Origin of the sequence: Christiangramia sabulilitoris, from assembly GCF_007050985.1 — a bacterium.
GTDB lineage: Bacteria > Bacteroidota > Bacteroidia > Flavobacteriales > Flavobacteriaceae > Christiangramia > Christiangramia sabulilitoris.
The window spans coordinates 745044-763105 of record NZ_VHSF01000003.1 but is presented as its reverse complement, the minus strand read 5'-3'; the positions used below and the strand labels follow the sequence as shown (position 1 = coordinate 763105).

Below are 18062 nucleotides of genomic sequence, written 5' to 3'. Positions count from 1 at the left end.
GATAAATTATAAGGAGGCACAATTATCCTTATAATATTCAACCAGATCGGGGATGTCCCGGTATTTATAGTCACTATCCTCCAATTGTTCGATTATTTCAGGACAATCCTGAAAAAACTCATTCACCACTCTCCGGAATTTCCCCTTTTTGATGGGAATATCATATCCCAGTTTTATCACTTCATGCCCGGAACCTTTATTTACATAATACTCATTTGCATTGAGTGATCCGCCTCCAAAAGTCATAACCCCGTTAGAATTAACCATCATCATATTAGGATTAACCGGCGTAGACTCACCAATATGGTAATATTGATTATTCCTGATGTAGATCGCATATAAATTAATCCTTTGATCATACTCCTTTATAATCCTTAACAATCTTGGTTCTTTTCCGGCAATGATCTTGTAGGTAAAATTTATCGTATCCTTTTCGTGATAAACCTGAAGATTTTTCAGGTTGCGATAATTAAAGGCTTGTTTTCTATCTTCATCCTTAAATTTTACTTTACCATCAGACTGTATCTTTGCTTCCCCGGTGAGAATTTCTCCGTTTCTTAGTTCTAACCTGGCTTCGTGATAGGGATTACCGTATTGTGCCCGGGCACTAAAAGAAAATATCATTGCCATTATTAGAAATAATATCACTGTTCCGGTTCGATTTGTCTTCATTGAGTAAATTTTAATTTGAAATTGCCCCGGGTTTTATGGGGTTCAGGATTTTTTCAATCTTAATTACATTATCCAGGTTCTGGCCAAAATCAATCATCGTAAAGAAAAACCTGGGTTTGCTGGAAATGTGGTAGATATAATGATCTTGCTTTTTTTGATAATTAATTTCTATTTGGTCACCCCAGGATTTACCGTTAAAACCGGTCTTAAAATTGATCTTATTAATTTCTGAATGATGCGCTGCCTTTGCGAAATCAGGCATTTGCTTTAGTCTTTCGTGGAGAATAGATGGAGCCATGCTGCTGCAAACATGACGTTGCTGATGAGGTCCCGGCTCTTTTAATTCAATAGCATTAATTCTGGCAAGATCCTTTAAACTATAGAGATGGTATGTAACCAGAATAAGGGACATTCCCAGGCCGAATATTAAAAAACTAGTTAAAGAGTCAGTCAAAGTGATCTCCCTTTCTGTATTAAGGTTTCGGGGAATTGTCCAGAGAATATAGACTGAGCCCACCAGGAAGAAAAATTTCAGGTATATAGAAAGTATATTTCGAAGCTTTATTTTTTCCACGTTTTCATTTTGAGTTATCCTATTCTGGAATTTAGGTTTTCTGCAGGCATCCTGAATTTTATGATCAAGGAAGATAGAATCGTGATAACCCCAATGGCCAGAACAGCATATTCAATTCCAAAAACATCTGCAATGATCCCGGAAAGTATGGCTCCCAGGGCATATCCCAGATCACGCCACAACCTGAAAACCCCTATACTTTCAGCACGCTGCTGGGGGCGGGTAGCCTCTGCAATGGCAGATAAAAAAGTGGGATATACCAGGGCTGTTCCCAGGCCTAAAATTACGGCAATGCCAACTAAAAGGTAAAAATCAGTAAAATACGGGATAAATAATATGGCGAGTCCCTGGAGGAACATGCCGGTGAAGAGCATTTTCTTCTTTGAATAGAAATCGGCCATTCTCCCGGTAAACAACTGGCCTATTCCCCAGACCGCAGGATAGATAGCAGCGATTAGACCTATTTCTTTAGAGTCATAATTAAAGGAAAGCAACAATATAGGCAGAAGACCCCAGATCATGCCATCGTTTAGGTTGTTCACCAGTCCCGCCTGGGTAACAGAGCTCAGGGTTTTATCCCTGAAAGTGGTTTCCATAAACACATTCTCCAATGCCTGGGTTTTGTTGGTTTGCTGTTCTTTATTTATAAATATACGGGTGTCTTTCACAAAAAGTACAGACAGGAATAGACCTGCTATCGAGATTCCGATTCCTAAATAGAAAGGATAGGGGGTTATTCCGTATTCCTGAGCGATATAACCTGAGAGTAGCGCCACCAATCCCACCGCAAAATAGCCTGAAAATTCATTGATGCCCATCGCGGTACCCCGATTCTTTTCTCCAACCAGATCAATTTTCATCACTACGGTACTGCTCCAGGTAAGTCCCTGGTTGATTCCTAATAAAATATTTGCGAAAACCACCCAGTTCCATGAGGATGCGTGGATTAATATAAAAGGAATGGGCAGTGCAAATAACCAACCGATGACCAGCAATTTTTTCCTGCCAATGCGATTGGCCAGTTTTCCGGTAAAGTAATTGGTTATCGCCTTGGTGATCCCAAAGGCAACTATGAAAGAAAGAATGGCAGTATTGGATCCTATTTCGAATTCAGTTTCGGCGAATTCAGGAAAGATGGTTCTTTCAAGACCAACCATTCCTCCTACGAAGGCATTCACAATTACCAGAATTGTGAACTGTAACCAGTTTTCCCGTAGCCCGAGTTTTATTTGATCCTGCATTCTTCCGCTTTTTCTGCGGCGGGGAAGTTAGTTAAATTTAGAGAAAGTGTGATAATCACGGTAAAGGATGCTAACCTGGACCGCAGCATGATAAATTTAAAACATTATGCAGGCTTTTTATATTTTATAAGGGATACGAGGGACACTAAAGACCACACTCCTTCCAGGATAATAAAGGGTAAATAATCCATAAGTATGGAGGCAACGCAAGCCAGGGAAGCTCCTAACAGGTTTAGCAGGATAAAAGCGAGGTGGTTTTGATTTAATTTGCCAAAAACGCTTAGGATATAAGCGAGCAGGATAAGGAACACTCCTAATGATCCTATCCAGTCTGTATTAGTCATATGTTATCTGCTGAAATTAAAAACAAAGGTAGTAAACCAAAAGTTTGGGAAACTTATGTTTTTACACATTGCAGATTCTTCAAATGAAATTATGGAGAGATCAAAGTCACAAGATTTCACCTATTCCTTAACTGGATCAGGAGTTTTCCTTAGATGCTTTTAACTGGTCTATTTCCTTTAAAAGCTCGTTGGCTTCAAACATTTTTTGATCACTTGCGCTGCGGTTGGAAGTAGATAATCTGTGTGCTTCCTCCAACAGTTTCTTGTATTTTAATTGTAGTTTTTCTACTTCTGATTTTTTCTTAAATAATCCAAACATCTCTTTTTTTATAAATATAGCCCAATCCACCGGTTTATTCCGGTAGATTAGCATTATTTAAGAGTTGTAAAAGCTTTGTTTTAAGGCAACTAAATACCTTAAACGAGGAGGTTATTTTCTTTCACTTTCTTTCCTGGTAAACAAAAAATACAGCACATATAACCAGCTAAAGAAACCGTGGATAATAGCCAGGAGAACAGATTTGTTGCGTTCCCAGGAAGTAACCGCGGCAATCACACTACCCAGGCCTATTCCATTCCTGATAACACTGGTCTTTGTTTCAGAGTCTATGACCTCCCGGCTGAAGCCTTCAAAGATTACGAAGAGTATAAGAAACAGGGTGATATAGGTCTTTTTCATGGAGGTTTAAGGTTTTGGATTGCGCCATCAAAATATAAGGCAGGGCCTTCGTACCAGCGAATTTAATTAAATTATCTAAACCGGATTATCTGTTGCGGTAATCATTCTCCCCGCACCTGTCTCAGATAATCATCCAGGTCGTAGGTGCCGATAGATCTTTGTACAAGGCCATCTTCGTTGAGGTTCCATTCCTCGAATCCACTAAAATTCACTCTGTTTCCGTTACCGCCCGGTCCGGTATTCGTGCCTTTGAAGGTCCAGTAATATCTATAGGTATCAGAATCAATCACCAGGCTATCCATAACAAGTTCCATATCTGGAAATGCGGTCATATAGGACTCTGCGGTCTTTGCCAGTTGTTGCCTTCCTATCGCCGGGGTACCGCCATTTACAATAAGAACCCCATCTTCGGCATAAAAGGAGGCCATTTTCTGCGGATCTTTACTATTCCAGGCAGCAGTATAGTTTTGTGCGAACTCTTCCATTTTTTCTTGCTCAGAAGTGGAGTCCTTGCATTGAATAAGGATTAGCGCCATAAATATAATCACAGGTATTTTGAAAATAGAGCTATGTACATTTTTCATTTTATTGAGTTTTATTTTTGGTGGTAAAGATCTACCGGGTAGTTAATTTAATTAATTCAACAGGATATTTAATAAAACTGGTATCGTTCTGGTATAAATTATTTAGTTGAGGAATTTCTAGGTGATGACCACCTCCTTGTGTTTTAGTGTCCGGAAATCGGAAATAGTGGCGTCCAGCCTGGTTAACCTTACAGAACAGAGCTCCCGTTTTTCAACTTATTTACTAGGTTTTGTTTTCTTTGCGTTGAGACCGGTTTTATCTGCATAGGATTTGCCTGTTCTTTGGAAAATAATAGACCGGATCATTAAGGTGAATCCTCAGATTTTAAAAATTCCCTGTTCTCTTTAGTATTTCTGCCCAACGCTGGTATCCCGCATTATTCAGGTGAAGGCCATCTGTCGTATACACACCCTTAAGATGCCCTGCTTCGTTAGCGAATTCTGGATGGAGATCTATAAATTCATAAAAAGGGTCCTTACACTCCGTTTTCAACAGAGAATTTAGAAGACGAATGTTTTCCGAATAATCGAACCCATCCTGAAAAACTCGAAGGCCAGGATTTATGGGCAGGATACTTTGTAAATAAAGCCGGGAAGAGGGTAGAGCGCCCTTCAGTTTAACCCCTATAGATATTATGTTGTTTCGAATATTTCCAACAGGTATTTCCTGAGCCAGGTCATTTACCCCGATCATTAAAAAGATCTTCGCCGGTTCCAGGTTAATAGCCATGTCCAGTCGATCAAGAACATCACTGCTTAAGTCTCCGCTAATACCCTGATTATAAATTACTGCAGCCGGAAGCAAATCTTCCCAGTTCCCGAATTCTGTAAGGCTGTCACCTAAAAACAAAGAATTATTTGACTTATTTCCCATAAATAGTTGAAAAACAGTATTTTATAGTTAAATTTGATATCCTTTTTTACCTTCCTCCCGAATACACCTGCGATATCCCCCTCTCCCCCTGTTAATTAATAGCTCCAATTAATTGTTCGCGATTTCAAATAATCATAAAATTTAATATTATGAAAACAATTATTCAGGTTTCGAGGGAAATATTTCTGAGCCTTTTTCTTGTGGCAGTATTTAGTCTGCTTTCTTCTTGTAGTAAGGAAATGGTTGTAGAGGGGGACGGTAAGTTGGAGGTAGCAGATGCCAAATCTTTTAAATCTATAGTTAAAGTATTGGTTAAAGGCGCACCATTAAAAAGTTCTAATGGGATAGATATTGGACCTAACGGGAATTTATATGTTGCCAGTGTTATAGGTGGTGAAATAAATGTGTTGGATAAAAACAGCGGAAAAATTATCAAGACCTATGGTCTGGAAACAGGGGTGAAAGGTCCCGATGACCTTGTATTTGGCCCTGATGGATCTCTATACTGGACAGACCTTACCTATGGCGAAGTAGGCCGTCTTACTCCGGATGGTGATTTTAAAAAACAATTTGTCGCTCCGGGTGTGAATCCAATCACTTTTTCTCCTGATGGCCGACTGTTTGTCGCGCTGGATTTTTTAGGTGATGGTTTGTATGAGCTGGATCCTGAACTTATAGAACCACCACGGCCAATTATTCTTGCCACCCCCGGAACTCCTTTTCCACTGGGTTTCCTGAATTCTTTTGATTTTGGGATCGATGGTCGATTGTACGGGCCTCTATTTGCCGCTGGTCTGGTAGTTAGTGTGGATGTTGGTAACCCCGGAGATCCTGTTTCTACAAGTCCTTTCACAGATGGTACTGTAGAGGTGATAGCGGGTGGATTTTTTAATCCTGCCGCTGCGAAATTTGGTCCCGATGGTTTACTATATGTACTGGACCAAACCGGCGAATTTTTCAAAATAAACCATATAACCGGTGAAAAGAATCTTTTTACAACCCTCGAAGCAGGTTTGGATAATATGGTCTTCGATGAGGATGGAAGCTTATATGTAACTAATTCAGATCAGGGATGGGTTGTCAAGGTTCTCCCAAGTGGTGAGGCGCGTAAAATAAGTCCGGGTGGATTTATAACTCCCTCAGGTCTGTCTGTAATGGCAGGACCAAATAACCAGGATGTAATATTTGAAGGAGATATTTTCAATCTAAGAGAATTTGATGGCAGCAGTGGCAGGCAAACTAATATCTATAAAGCTTTGCTGATAGCCGAGGAAAATCCGCCATCACTTACGCTGCCCTTAAATCTCTCCAATGATGGCGAAAACCTTATTGTATCCTCCTGGTTTACGGGATTGGTCCAGGTTTTTAGTCCGGCTACCAATAGTGTCCTGGAAAATTATACGATGGGAGCACCTATCGATGCAGTAAGGATTCAAAATGATATTGCAGTCTCAGATGTGGGTCTTGGAGGAGTAGTATGGGCAAGTGATAACTCTGTAATCCTGCCCATGGATGGTGTAAACGTTTTTGCTCCGGGAGGTCTGGCTACAGATGGAGAAACCTTATGGATGGCAGATTGGGCTACCGGCCTGGTGTGGGAGATAGGATTTGATGGTGCCACTCCGCAACCTGCCACTGTGGTGGCTTCGGGACTTTCAAGCCCTGAGGGCCTGGCTGTGTATACTGACGGAAGCCTGCTGGTGGTAGAAACCGGGATATCCCGTTTATCACGTATCAATTTATCAAGCGGGGAAGTAACTACGGTGGCTGAAGGTTTTGAATTTAGCCAACCAGGCATAGACGGCTTGCCTCCAACCAATTATTTTGACGGCGTTGCAGTAGGACCGTCTGGAGATATATACGTTACCGGAGGAGGTAAAAACCTGATCTACCGGATAAGGGCTAATAAAGTTGAATAATTTTTAAAAATTCCGGGAAGTAATAAAATAAAAATACCACCATTTTAAAGTATAGAATGGTGGTATTTCCCTGGATAACTAATGGATGCTTTATAGGTCGGCGACAAAATCTGCAAACACCTCTTTATGCAAAGCCAGGTCCAGGTCTGGTGAAACCGATACCCGGGCGATATAATCCTTATCATCTTCTTTGGTAGTGCCCTGGGTAGAAGTTGCCGGGATCGTCCAGTAACAACCTTTCAATTGCCCGTAGCTCACGCAATATTTACTTTCATTCGGGATACGACTTATCATCATATCGATGAGTTTCTGGTTCAGAGCTCTTTTGTATGCTTCTCTCTCTTCTTCAGAATTTCCCCTGGTGGGAAGATCCAGGGAAAATACAGAGGGGGTAAAGCCCTGTTCCGCCAGTTCTTCAGATACAAAATTGATCTTTGCTTCCGGCAGGGTTTCTTCGATAAAGCTTACAAATTCACGGGTATTCCTGTAAGCATCTTTGATCCTTTGATTCATGGAGGGTAATTGGGCCGCCAGTATTTCGACCTGCAGCGCGGTAGCTTCATTATCGCATAATCTCAGGTGCCTGCCGATATTTATCATTAAACTATCTGCCCTTTTATTGGCAACACAGTAACCGGCGGTGCATTTACCACCACTTGGAAATTTAGAGCCGCTTACATAAGAAATAGTTTTGATAGAGGATAGGATACCATCTTCCCCGCAGAATTGTACATTGGGACAAAAGGTTTGATCCAGAATAAAAACAGGATCTATAGCAGCTTCTCCCGAGGCTGTTTTCCTTTCTTTACTTAAGACCGCTCTCAATTTCTCCAGGTCTGGTACTTCCACCCTTGGATTTGTAGGGATCTCTGCTATAATATAAGGCACGGCATCCTGTGCTGCCACCTGGTCCAGAACCCGGTCTGTACTTTGCACCATATCATTATCACCGTCCACGGGTAAATCCATGATCTCTACATTTTCCACGCAGGCTGCTACCCGTCTGGCCTGATCGTTCGTGCCGCCGTAGCAATTTGGGGGAACGATTATTTTGATATTTTTACCTTTATGTTTTTCAAGGGCCTCGTCTATAAGGCCCATCATGATGGCATATTGAACTGAAAGTCCGCAGGAGCCAAGTAATACTTCTGAGCTAGTAGCGGTGATCTTTTGTACCGAATCTACTACGCTGGCCTTATTTTTTTTATGATCATCAGCACTAGCATTCTTTGCAGTTGCAGCTTTCCCGATAATTTGCTGTAATACCTTAAAACAATCGGCCGGGGTCATGGCGATGGTTTCCCTTCTTCTTACATGCTGAATTTCGCCAATATAGCTTTCATTTTCTTCGGTATTCACTAAGATGATACTTCCCAGTTCTGCCTGTAGACTGATATAGAAATCAATATTTGAGTGAATTTCAAGCTTAGCCAGATCATCACTTTGAGAAATAAAAACGTTGCTTCCTTCGAATTCCGCAATTTTATCGAGGTTGTCTACCTGTTGTAGTTCAAAATTATAACCGTAAACATTTTTTAAGGCTTCAATGTCAAAGCATTCCGGCAATTCATCAGAATAACAGATCCTGGTTTTCTTATTCAGAAATAAATTCTTCCTCAATACAGCCAGGACCGGGGCAACTTTAGATGAAAAAGCGATGACATTATCTGCATGAAGCTCATTCATCCTGCCGATGGTCCATTCCAGTACAGATGATAAAGGGTGACCCAACCTTATATAGTCAAATGCCGTGGGCAAAGCACTCAAGGCAGAGGTGGTGGCATTATCTCTTTCAAACAGGTATTCAAACTGCCCCATAAACTCAGTTTTGGCCAGCTCCTCATTATAAATATCCAGCCGGTGGGTAGTGAGTTTTAACCAGTCTGCCGGCATATTTTCCAAAACATTATCTATATAATTCAGCACATTGCGCTCTTGCATAATCTTCAATTTTGATCGGGCGGAAATATAGAGCAATTAGATTATTTTAAAAAGCGCCAAAGACTGTTTTCTTCTATGGGAGATAAGCTTTGCTGATATGATATAGAAGAGCAAAATTTAAAATAAGATGGATATGTTTTCCGGTGTTTTAATGCCCCGGTTGGTCTAACCCTGCTGCAATTGCATGGAAGCTAAATTACTCCTGGAATTTCAAAACTTCACCCAGATACGTCTGCCTATTTATGATTTTAGAGTTTAATTATCTCTAAGGGAAGTTGATAAGGTTAATTCTAATTGGTTAGTCAATCTCTTTTATAATTGTTGTTCCTTGAGTTCTGCATTCCAGACGAGGGAGATCATTTTGTAGAAATCACCCTGATTAAAATTATACTCATTTTCACTATCCACGCGGTGGATAAGTACTATCCCTGATGCCGGATAAACTCCCAGCATATGAATTCCTACCCCGGTATGGTAAAAGGATTTTGACTTTCGGGTTTCGGTGGGCATCAAAACATTCCATAGCATTCCGTAAGCTATCCCGTAAGCCGGATTATAGACAGAATGAGGTTTAGTAGATAATTCTATCCATTCTTCAGGAATGATTGTATGGCCATTCCACATCCCATTATTTAAATATAACTGTCCGTAAAGGGCCATGTCCCGCGCAGACAGTCTGAAATGATAAGCAGGATATTTTGATTTAGCCGGTGCATACTGGTAAAAACCATCTGTTTGCGGGATGCTGTCTTGTTCAGCATTTATGGAAACAAATTCATTAGCATATTGCATTCCCAGTGGTTTGGCGATCTCTTCATAAAAAAGATCATAAACACTTTTACCGGTCGCCTTTTCCAGGATATAACCTAAAACATTAAAATCCCAGTTGTTATAAACATATTGTTCATTTGGTTTGAAGGTGCCCCTTTCCGGCATTTGGGCTAACATGGCCTCATTGGTAGCAGCAGAGCTGTGGTATACTCCAGATCTCGACCTAAGCAAATCTGCAACTGTGGCAGTTTTTTCAATTTCTGAAAGGGAAGGTGCGATGTCATCGATTTGCAGTTGCTTCAAGGTCATGGAAGTGTCTATAGTACCCTTCGCAATATATATTCCGTATAGAGAGTTGAGCAGCGCCTTTCTTATGGAATGTATGGTATGTTTCTTTTCTGTATTTCCCCATTCATACAATAGTTTACCATCTTTTAAAATAATAAGCGAGGAAGAACCTGCCTGTTCCAGGAAATCACCCAGGGAATCAAGTCTGGATGAAGAGAAATTAACGGTTTCAGGCTTTACTTCTTCAAATTTAAAATCATCCTGAGCAAAGATATTACTCAGGCAAAAGATGTTGATTAGAATGATGATTTTAAAAGCAAATGCTGAAGAATTCTTCATTTTGATGTTTTTTAAAAAGACGAGCCTGGTTTTTGGATGTTGCAATTTTCGCCTGGGGGTTTGGTTTGATTGAAAGTGATCCAGACCTGGATCTAATGATAAGTGCCGGAAAAAAGAAAAATGTTACAGCTTTTTTTTTACTATAGTCATGAAAATTCTTCAAACTACTTCAGGGTGAATATTCTATATTTCCGCAAGGTATTTTAAGCCCGGATATCTTATAGAATAGCTGATTGTTTTTCAGCATAAAACCAGCCCTTTATCCCAGGTAAGAGCAATGGATCAATGTACCATTTTCTCCAGTACATAATCGTCCATCACATATCCATTGCCAATATCCTGCACGATGGAACCTACATTCTCAAAGCCCATTTTTTCGTAGGCCTTAATAGAATTCGAATTATACTTGTTTACGGTAAGTTTTATTTTAGGAAGCTGCAGTTCCATTGCCTGTTCCTCAATAAATTTAAGTGCTGTTTTGCCTATTCCTTTTCCTCTTTCAGATCTCAGCACATAGAATTTGCTCAAAAAGAGAGATTTTTCCTGAATACTAAATGAAAAATAACCAGCATGCTTTTCCCCGGTTTTCAGAAGGTAATAACTTACTCCACCTTCAAGTTGCTGCCAGATTGCGGTTCTGGACTGGTATTTCTCCAGCATATAGTTTACCTGCCCGGCGCCAATAATGGGAGTATAATGTTCGCTCCAGATCTCCTTAGCCAGGTCTGCTGTGATCTTTACTTTATCTTCTGAATCTACCGGGACGATCTCTGTCATAATTAATAAACGGAAATTTTAATTCCATACTTAAATCCCTGCCAAAATATGAAGAAATTCCATACCTGTAATCTGCTCATCTCCTTATTTGCAGGCTTACACGGCTGAGCCATACTGTTGACTGCTTTTCAACTTTTTCTTGCTAGGCTATTTTGGAAGCTGACTTCTGCTCCAGAAAATTGTTGAATAATGGTGTTATCACCAACCCATTAAGATCTAAAATTATGTGAACCAATATGGTAATCCAGATATTTTGAGTCAGGATAAAAATATAGAAAAGCATGAGGCCAGCGATTAAAGTAGAAATGATTCCGCTTATTCCCTGGTAGGCATGAACGAGACCAAACCAAAGTGAGGCTAATAAGACTGAAATGAGACTGGATCCAAATATGTTAAAAAACAATATGGGTAAAAGAAGCCGGAAGAAGATCTCTTCGCTGAACCCCGCATTGATGGATATAAGGGTGACCCAGGACCTCTCCGCAGCATTCCGGGGCATAAGGTGGTTTATGGCATCGGGGCTTACCTCTGTACTCTTTTCATCAGTTTTTTTATGCTGAACGTAAACCATGATAAGATTTAAAAGAGTCGTGGCTAATAACAGGAAAGGAATGAGATATACGAGGGCCAGTTTCAGGATCTTAATGAGCGTAATCTCTTCTATATTATGAATCCTGAACGATCTTAAGTAAGTGGAATATTCCATTAAAAAATCTGGAAACTGAGTCAATGCTGAAAACCGGCCAAGTATATACAGGGCCAGCAAACCTAAACATCCATAAATTAAGAATGACTCAAGGAGCATTTTTTTGAACATTGCCTGGCGCTCGCTGGTGCCGGTCAAGGCTTTAAAAGTATTATACTTTCTTAAATCCCGTTTCGAATTGAATAAGGATAATATGAGAAGAAATAAGAGGATCGCGATACTTACTGTTTTCATTGAACTAAGATCTGATACTTCTGGATTTACAGTGAATTTTCAGGAATTAGTAGATCTGCAAGGGAATGTGTTACAGTAAAAATACCGGCTTTTTTGGTCCAATGGTTACGGTTACCGCCATTTTGCGGGGTAGGGGACTCCTCCCGATGCTTCGGGTGTCGGCTTAGTATTGAATAGCTGGTCAGGTTAATTATTTTATTTCTAACGTTGCCGCTTATTGGAGAGGAACCATTATTGGCAACCGTATTTTCCCGTTGGATATTGCTTAGATATTACTTAAATCTTGTTTTCCAATTATTGTCATAATTTCGATAATATTGTTTTCTACCCGATAATAAATACTATCGGATCCACATACACATCTTCTATACCCAGGTTTTATAAAATCAACTGCTTCAAACGTGAAAGGTTGCTCGGCAATGAGATCGAAATATTCAAAAAAAGTTTCGTAATATTTATCTGCTTGAGTTTCTCCAAATCTTTTTACTCCATATTGATGAATCCGAATTAAATCTTCTTTAGCGACGTTACTTAACCTATAGTTATTCATTAAGTAATGACTTTGATTTTGCTAAAATCTGTTCTTTACTGTCATTTGTAAATCCGCTTTTTTCAGCTTTTTCTAATTTACTTTTAATATAATTAATCTGAATTTGCTGATTTCTAGCTTGTCTTATTAGGTCATTAACCAATTCACTTTTACTTGAATATTCTTTACTCTCAATTTGAGATTTCAGCCACTCGTCATTTGGTTCTGTAAATGAAATACTTTGTCTAGCCATGATTATTATATTTGATGTAAAATTGCACCAAAAATGAATCAATAGCAAGTTTTTTGTGTGAAAATATTGTTGCCAACGGTCTCGGTTATCGCCAGTTGGCGGAGTAAGGGACGCGTCCCGACGCTTCGGGAGTCGGCTTAGTATTGGTTTGTTGGTCAAGTTAATTATTTTCTTTCTAACGCTGCCGTCTATTGGCGATGAACCGTGGTTATGGATAGTGCGTTATGGTTTTAATTTTGAAATTGCATCAATTATCTTTTCAAAAGATGTAAAAGATAATTCTTCTTCCTTTTTATTTTCTTTTAAGCCATTGGAGTTATTGCCAAAATATTTTTCAACTAACTTTTCTTTTATTGTATGTTTCTTTTGATCTGGTAGGATTTCAATGAATGGATTAATTGATGCTAATTCTAATTCTGCATTTCTATTTAGTGTCTCGAGATTTCTGTGCTTTGTTGACTCCTTTGCTGCATATGTCGCAGGATATGATAAAGCAGCAGCAGCTAACAATCTAATTACGGATTTCGTCCAATTATATCCATCAGCGCTTAGATCTATAATAGTCCATACTAGTAAGACTGAGAAAATTGTCATAAATGCAATCGCTAAGCCCCTCCATATATTTGCAGTTTTCTTATGCTGGTTCGCAATGATTTGATAATTACCAGTGACACCAACATTTCCAATTACATTGACCAATTGCTCCGCTTCTTTTAATTTGGTTTCAAGTTTCTGTACAAGTTTCGATGTGTCGATGTCAATATTTTCTTTTAAATCTTCTATTTGTTTTCTGTAACTGACTTTTTCTTTTTCAACTTCCTCTTTATATTTTTTTCTATCCTCTTTTAGGCTTTGGACTTGATTTGCCTGAATATTTTTAAAATTAGTCTGAATATTTGAAGTAAGGTTTTTAATTTCATTTTCCTTGTCTATCAACTGCTTTGATAAAGATTCAATTTGCTTGTTTTTCTCAGACAAATTTGTTTTTACATCTGTTAGCTTTTTATTAGTATTTTCATACTCTTTTTCTAGTGAAGCATATTTCTTTTTCGCCGTATTCTCAAAACTTGCAACCTTTTTTGAAAAGTTAAAATCAGTTTTGGAAACAGGTATTGGAAGTAATTTAATTTTATTTATCGCTGAATTTAAGTAGTTATCTACATTGTTTAGATGCCCAACATTATTATTTCCCAAAAATGAATTTAATTGAGATACTGCTGCATTTATTTCATTACTTAGGGTATCAAATTCAGTTTTTTGAACTAAATCTGGTAATGTGAGTTTAACTCTTTGATAGATATAATCGTGGACAGTTTGGAATCGGGATAACCTCTGAAGTTCTATTTTCTCTGATGTCTTCTCACTGGCTAAAATTTCTGTTAATGAGTTTAATCGATCAAAAAGAACGTGATTTTCGAATTCTTCAGTATTCATTAATTAGTATTTTTAATAGCATTATGCATAACTCCTGATAACAATCAGATTCCTGTGTATTCCAGTTTCTATATCGGGATAACGACTCCCGGCTAAAATAAAGGTTTTTAGCTTTTATCACTGTTGCGGATAAAAAAATCTTATTAACATCGGGTTGAGTATTACAGTCCGCTTTAATTTTTAAAATATAAAAGGAAGAGTAATTTCTTGCTTCGTGGGTTCCGGGACTGCTATTCATACCCTATGGGTTTTAGAAGCGATGATCAAATTTCAGGTAGCCTGTACGGGCATGTTTGCAGTTAGTTGGATTTGTTGGGCTTTAGTTATTTTTTCAATTCTATTTCAATCAACTCTTTTATTTCAGCTATTTCGTTTCTCAGATTGGTGTGAAATTGTAATTGAGCCTTTGATTGAAAATAATGATTATCAATTAAATTTTCGAATTCCTCGTTTGCTAATAGAAGTTCATTCCAATTGGTGTTGAATTTCGATGTTCCAATATTATCCTTTGAAAAAGCATTATCCATTTTTCTGTAATTGAAATTCTTATATAAAAATGCTTGTAAATAATTAGAGAGATAATCGGAATATGTTTTGTCCCATTCCCTTACGTAATCAATATTAGAAGGTAATCCATATAATTTCCCTTTTAAAAGGTCCGAATCAATTAAAGCAACTTTACCTGTATTTAGTCCTTCGTTTAAAGTTCCCGTTACAAATTCTACCTTAACACCATCCAAAACAATAAATAATAAACTATCCAGGGATCTCCAATTGTTATCTGACTCGTTTTGTTCAAACAATTCCAGGATTTCTCTAGTGCCATTTATTCTATGTTCCATTTTCTCAATTTTAAGCTTAGCTAAATCGAGATTTCCTTTGAATTCCTTCAATAGTCTTTGATTGAATTCATGAGATTCACTTTGGGTGATTCTGTTATTATTCCAATTATTAATTCCCAATGCGATAAGAATTCCTATAACCACAAGAACAATTTCTCCAATAGCATAGATCAAATACTTACTGAATTTATTATCAGAGAGTAGTTTTCTACGGATCTTTCTAAAAAAATTTATCATTTAAGAATAGATGGTCATCATCTAAATATATGATAATTAATCAATTATGCTTTTAAGGAAGAACTTGTTTTGTAGTGGTTTTTTATTATAATGAAGGCTAATGGTCCTGGTTAACCGAAATTGAGCGAGAAGGGATGGTTTTTTGTTGATTTTTGAAAGCTGCTATTTATTTAGTTTTTCTATCTCTTTAATTATTGTAAGTGTTGAAAGGTTTTTATCTGCAATATTCATCATAGAAGTTTCATCACACCCACCTAAAAACAATAGGGTTCTGACTAATTTCTTATTGCAATTCAATTAATAAAACTTCATCAGTAATGTTCCCTGGACCAACCCCTATGCTTTTCACAATAATATCAGTATTACCTTTTCCATTTATTATTTGAGTAGCAGCGACATCAACAAATCGCCTGTAATATGTAGTAAAACTAATTGCACCATTTTGGTATACAACACTCGTGGCCCTATTTTTTAAATTAATATAATCCAGCTGTGGATATAAATCCTCAACTAAAAGAGAATCCAGTCCTTTTTCGATTAATTCATTAAATGTCACTCCATTTTCTGAAAACATTAAAATTGTGAAGGTAGCTTCACTATCTATAGGTTCAAAATTAATAACAAACTCATTTCCAATTTTTTGAGATTTAAGTGTTTCAGCCGCGGCCTCTAGTTCATAGGCAAGATTCACGGCGTTATCTCTTGTAAAAGAACAAGATGTTGAAAAATTAATAATCAAAATTATAATAATAGATTTCGAAATTTTAAATATTCTATTACTATTAAGTTTGTTCTTCATCATTTTGTATGGTTTTCAATAAACCTACAACAATAATATTTGGGAGAATCAAACCTGATGGCTGTATGTTCCAGTTTCAATTTCCGGATAAAGAATTCCGGGTAAAATAAAGCATTTTAGCCTCAATCACCGTTGCGAATAAAAATATTAGTGACATCAGGTTGAGTTCCTGTTCGCTTAGTGTTTTCAATACAGATCTGGTTGATTAATTTCTTGCTAACGGTAGCGTGCATTGGCGAGTAACCGTATGGCAACTGTTGTTTTAATAGACCTTAAAAGTTTTATACATTTTTCGGTCTATAACGTTCGGAATTTCTGAGATCAAAACGTAAGTGCCTTGCTTAAGCTGAGTTTTAAAATAACCTGTTTCGCCTTCCTCTAAATCCTCTACACCACCTAAAAATGTTAAACCTTCTGGAATTGGAGTTCTAAAGGCTTTAATATTAGCAGCATTAATCCACTTGCCTAATGTGTCCAATTTTGAAATACTGGTAAGTCTAACTAAGTTCACATCATGGCCTAACAGTGTTTCATATTGCTTTTGATCTTTGAAGTTGATAGCTAACTGATAATTTCCAGCTTTAATTGAATCTTGAAATGTAATTCCTTCCTCACTTGAAATACTTATTTGATGATCGTAAGAAGGCTCCTGGATGTCGTTTGTTTCCTCTGTCACCTGAATTTCTTTTATCATTCCGTAAAATGCATGAGGCATGCCATTGGGCATTCTAACATAGCATTCCATTACATAGGTCCCTGGGTGCATGTAAATTGTAGATTCAGCTACACTCTTTGGAGAAATTAAACCAACACCACCACCTAATTTTACATCATTCCACCAGGCTGGGACTTTTTCAAATTCTTTCATAGCCTCTTCCACTTCATCATTTATTAGATGATTAAATGCCGCTTTAAAAGGTGGTACTAACTCATTGTTATAATTGTCTATAGTTATCCCTTCTGGCATTTTCTCAAAAATGAAAAAATGAGTTTCTGAAGATTTGTTGATATACCTGAAAGTTGTCCATCCAGATTTAAGGCGAGATGGTATTTGAAAATCCATTTCATTAGTTACTACTTCAATGATATTTTCGGTATTGTTAGCTTGAATACTATCCTCTTTTTGATTCGGATTATTTTCTTTGTCATTTTTACAACTTATCAAAGGCACTATAAATATTGATAATACCAGTAATGACTTTTTAAACTTAGAAACTGCATACATATATATTAGAATTTAATTAGTAGTCAAATGTTTTAATTTCTGATTATCAGATGATTGAGATGTTTCTAATTTAATTATTTTTTTCTTTTGAAGAGCTAAGTAGTAATAATTAAGGTGATTTTTTCTATAGGAAATTGTTGCCAACTCGTTCTAAGAATCAGATTTGTATTTGTTCCAGTTTCTACTTCGGCATATTGGCTCCCACCATAATTAAAAAATTTAAGCATTATCACTGTCGAGGCTAAAACTCTTAATTATCAGGTTGAGTGTTCCGGTTCGCTTAACTTCTAATATCCATAATTTGACGGAAAATTCATCGTTTCACCATAGCTTCCATAAATACTTTCCATTGTTCAGGATTGGCGTTGATGCGGTAGGACTTCGCATTCTTGAATACAATGCTAAGGCCTCCTACTCCGGCACCCAGGATACCGCCCGCGATAATTCCTGCCCCAGCTCCCTCCCCGGCGGTATAGCTAAACCACCCGGAATCCGGCTCGGCAAAGACCGCTCCCAGAATTCCAACTGCTACCGCCCCGATCATGGCCCCGGTGGCAAAATTGTTTCCTATTGAACGTTTGGTCCTGATCTGCCCAATATTGCTAAGTGGAAAATCTGCCGTCTTTTTATGCCGGGATAATTGCAGGGAATTTTCGCTAATAGCCGAGATCTTACCCTTGCCTATCTTATTTCCCTGCATATCATAAACCCGTACAAAAATCTTTGGTTTGTCAAAACTGGTCTGGGCATTCAGACCCATGCCTAAGATCACTACGAGTATAAAAATTAGATTTTTCATG

Annotated in this window: 20 protein-coding genes; 1 reads left to right on the top strand and 19 read right to left on the bottom strand. The window is 37.9% G+C overall.

The window, feature by feature from the left end; genetic code table 11:
• Positions 1 to 6: 6 nt before the first annotated feature.
• The 8 genes from FGM01_RS13645 to FGM01_RS13610 all read right to left on the bottom strand — a co-directional run bounded on the left by FGM01_RS13645 (position 7) and on the right by FGM01_RS13610 (position 4968).
• On the bottom strand, positions 7 to 672 hold the full coding sequence (locus FGM01_RS13645; protein WP_143411717.1) for a hypothetical protein: 666 nt from the start codon (positions 670 to 672) through the stop codon (positions 7 to 9).
• Between the two features lie 10 nt (positions 673 to 682).
• Positions 683 to 1246, bottom strand: a complete 564-nt coding sequence (locus tag FGM01_RS13640; protein WP_143411716.1) for a hypothetical protein — start codon at positions 1244 to 1246, stop codon at positions 683 to 685.
• Positions 1247 to 1260: 14 nt separating this feature from the next.
• Positions 1261 to 2487 (bottom strand): MFS transporter, encoded by a 1227-nt coding sequence (locus FGM01_RS13635; protein ID WP_143411715.1) that lies wholly within the window; start codon positions 2485 to 2487, stop codon positions 1261 to 1263.
• Between the two features lie 104 nt (positions 2488 to 2591).
• Positions 2592 to 2831, bottom strand: coding sequence for a CBU_0592 family membrane protein (locus tag FGM01_RS13630; protein ID WP_143411714.1), 240 nt, complete (start codon positions 2829 to 2831; stop codon positions 2592 to 2594).
• A gap of 136 nt (positions 2832 to 2967) precedes the next feature.
• Entirely contained in the window at positions 2968 to 3204 is a 237-nt protein-coding gene (locus tag FGM01_RS13625) for a Lacal_2735 family protein (protein WP_341478035.1), read from the bottom strand.
• Between the two features lie 57 nt (positions 3205 to 3261).
• Positions 3262 to 3510 carry a hypothetical protein gene (locus FGM01_RS13620; protein WP_143411713.1) on the bottom strand — a complete coding sequence of 83 codons (249 nt, stop codon included), beginning with the start codon at positions 3508 to 3510 and terminating at the stop codon, positions 3262 to 3264.
• Between the two features lie 101 nt (positions 3511 to 3611).
• The gene (locus tag FGM01_RS13615) at positions 3612 to 4094 is read right to left on the bottom strand and encodes a YybH family protein (RefSeq protein WP_243735809.1); all 483 of its coding nucleotides are present in this window, start codon (positions 4092 to 4094) and stop codon (positions 3612 to 3614) included.
• A gap of 325 nt (positions 4095 to 4419) precedes the next feature.
• Positions 4420 to 4968, bottom strand: a complete 549-nt coding sequence (locus FGM01_RS13610) for a GDSL-type esterase/lipase family protein (protein WP_143411712.1) — start codon at positions 4966 to 4968, stop codon at positions 4420 to 4422.
• Between the two features lie 149 nt (positions 4969 to 5117).
• On the opposite strand from FGM01_RS13610, the gene FGM01_RS13605 reads away from it, so the two are divergent.
• A complete protein-coding gene (locus tag FGM01_RS13605) occupies positions 5118 to 6887 on the top strand; it encodes an NHL repeat-containing protein (RefSeq protein ID WP_143411711.1) in 1770 nt (589 codons plus the stop codon).
• A 90-nt stretch (positions 6888 to 6977) separates the two neighbouring features.
• On the opposite strand, the gene FGM01_RS13600 is transcribed toward FGM01_RS13605, so the two are convergent.
• From FGM01_RS13600 to FGM01_RS13550, 11 genes are all read right to left on the bottom strand, one after another.
• Positions 6978 to 8828, bottom strand: a complete 1851-nt coding sequence (locus FGM01_RS13600; protein ID WP_143411710.1) for a PLP-dependent aminotransferase family protein — start codon at positions 8826 to 8828, stop codon at positions 6978 to 6980.
• Between the two features lie 312 nt (positions 8829 to 9140).
• The gene (locus FGM01_RS13595) at positions 9141 to 10226 is read right to left on the bottom strand and encodes a serine hydrolase domain-containing protein (RefSeq protein WP_143411709.1); all 1086 of its coding nucleotides are present in this window, start codon (positions 10224 to 10226) and stop codon (positions 9141 to 9143) included.
• A gap of 282 nt (positions 10227 to 10508) precedes the next feature.
• Positions 10509 to 11003, bottom strand: coding sequence for a GNAT family N-acetyltransferase (locus FGM01_RS13590; protein WP_143411708.1), 495 nt, complete (start codon positions 11001 to 11003; stop codon positions 10509 to 10511).
• Positions 11004 to 11145: 142 nt separating this feature from the next.
• On the bottom strand, positions 11146 to 11943 hold the full coding sequence (locus FGM01_RS13585) for a CPBP family intramembrane glutamic endopeptidase (protein WP_143411707.1): 798 nt from the start codon (positions 11941 to 11943) through the stop codon (positions 11146 to 11148).
• A 265-nt stretch (positions 11944 to 12208) separates the two neighbouring features.
• Positions 12209 to 12493 (bottom strand): type II toxin-antitoxin system RelE/ParE family toxin, encoded by a 285-nt coding sequence (locus FGM01_RS13580; RefSeq protein WP_143411706.1) that lies wholly within the window; start codon positions 12491 to 12493, stop codon positions 12209 to 12211.
• The gene (locus tag FGM01_RS13575) at positions 12486 to 12725 is read right to left on the bottom strand and encodes a ribbon-helix-helix domain-containing protein (RefSeq protein WP_083645208.1); all 240 of its coding nucleotides are present in this window, start codon (positions 12723 to 12725) and stop codon (positions 12486 to 12488) included. Before FGM01_RS13575 ends, FGM01_RS13580 begins: the two co-directional genes overlap by 8 nt.
• A gap of 222 nt (positions 12726 to 12947) precedes the next feature.
• On the bottom strand, positions 12948 to 14159 hold the full coding sequence (locus FGM01_RS13570) for a hypothetical protein (RefSeq protein WP_143411705.1): 1212 nt from the start codon (positions 14157 to 14159) through the stop codon (positions 12948 to 12950).
• A gap of 323 nt (positions 14160 to 14482) precedes the next feature.
• Positions 14483 to 15175, bottom strand: coding sequence for a hypothetical protein (locus FGM01_RS13565; protein WP_166435212.1), 693 nt, complete (start codon positions 15173 to 15175; stop codon positions 14483 to 14485).
• Between the two features lie 346 nt (positions 15176 to 15521).
• Positions 15522 to 16040: a hypothetical protein gene (locus FGM01_RS13560; protein WP_143411703.1), complete on the bottom strand. Its 519-nt coding sequence runs from the start codon at positions 16038 to 16040 to the stop codon at positions 15522 to 15524.
• Positions 16041 to 16299: 259 nt separating this feature from the next.
• Positions 16300 to 17262 (bottom strand): hypothetical protein, encoded by a 963-nt coding sequence (locus tag FGM01_RS13555; RefSeq protein ID WP_143411702.1) that lies wholly within the window; start codon positions 17260 to 17262, stop codon positions 16300 to 16302.
• Between the two features lie 313 nt (positions 17263 to 17575).
• Entirely contained in the window at positions 17576 to 18061 is a 486-nt protein-coding gene (locus FGM01_RS13550) for a hypothetical protein (protein WP_143411701.1), read from the bottom strand.
• Between the last annotated feature and the right edge of the window lies 1 nt (position 18062).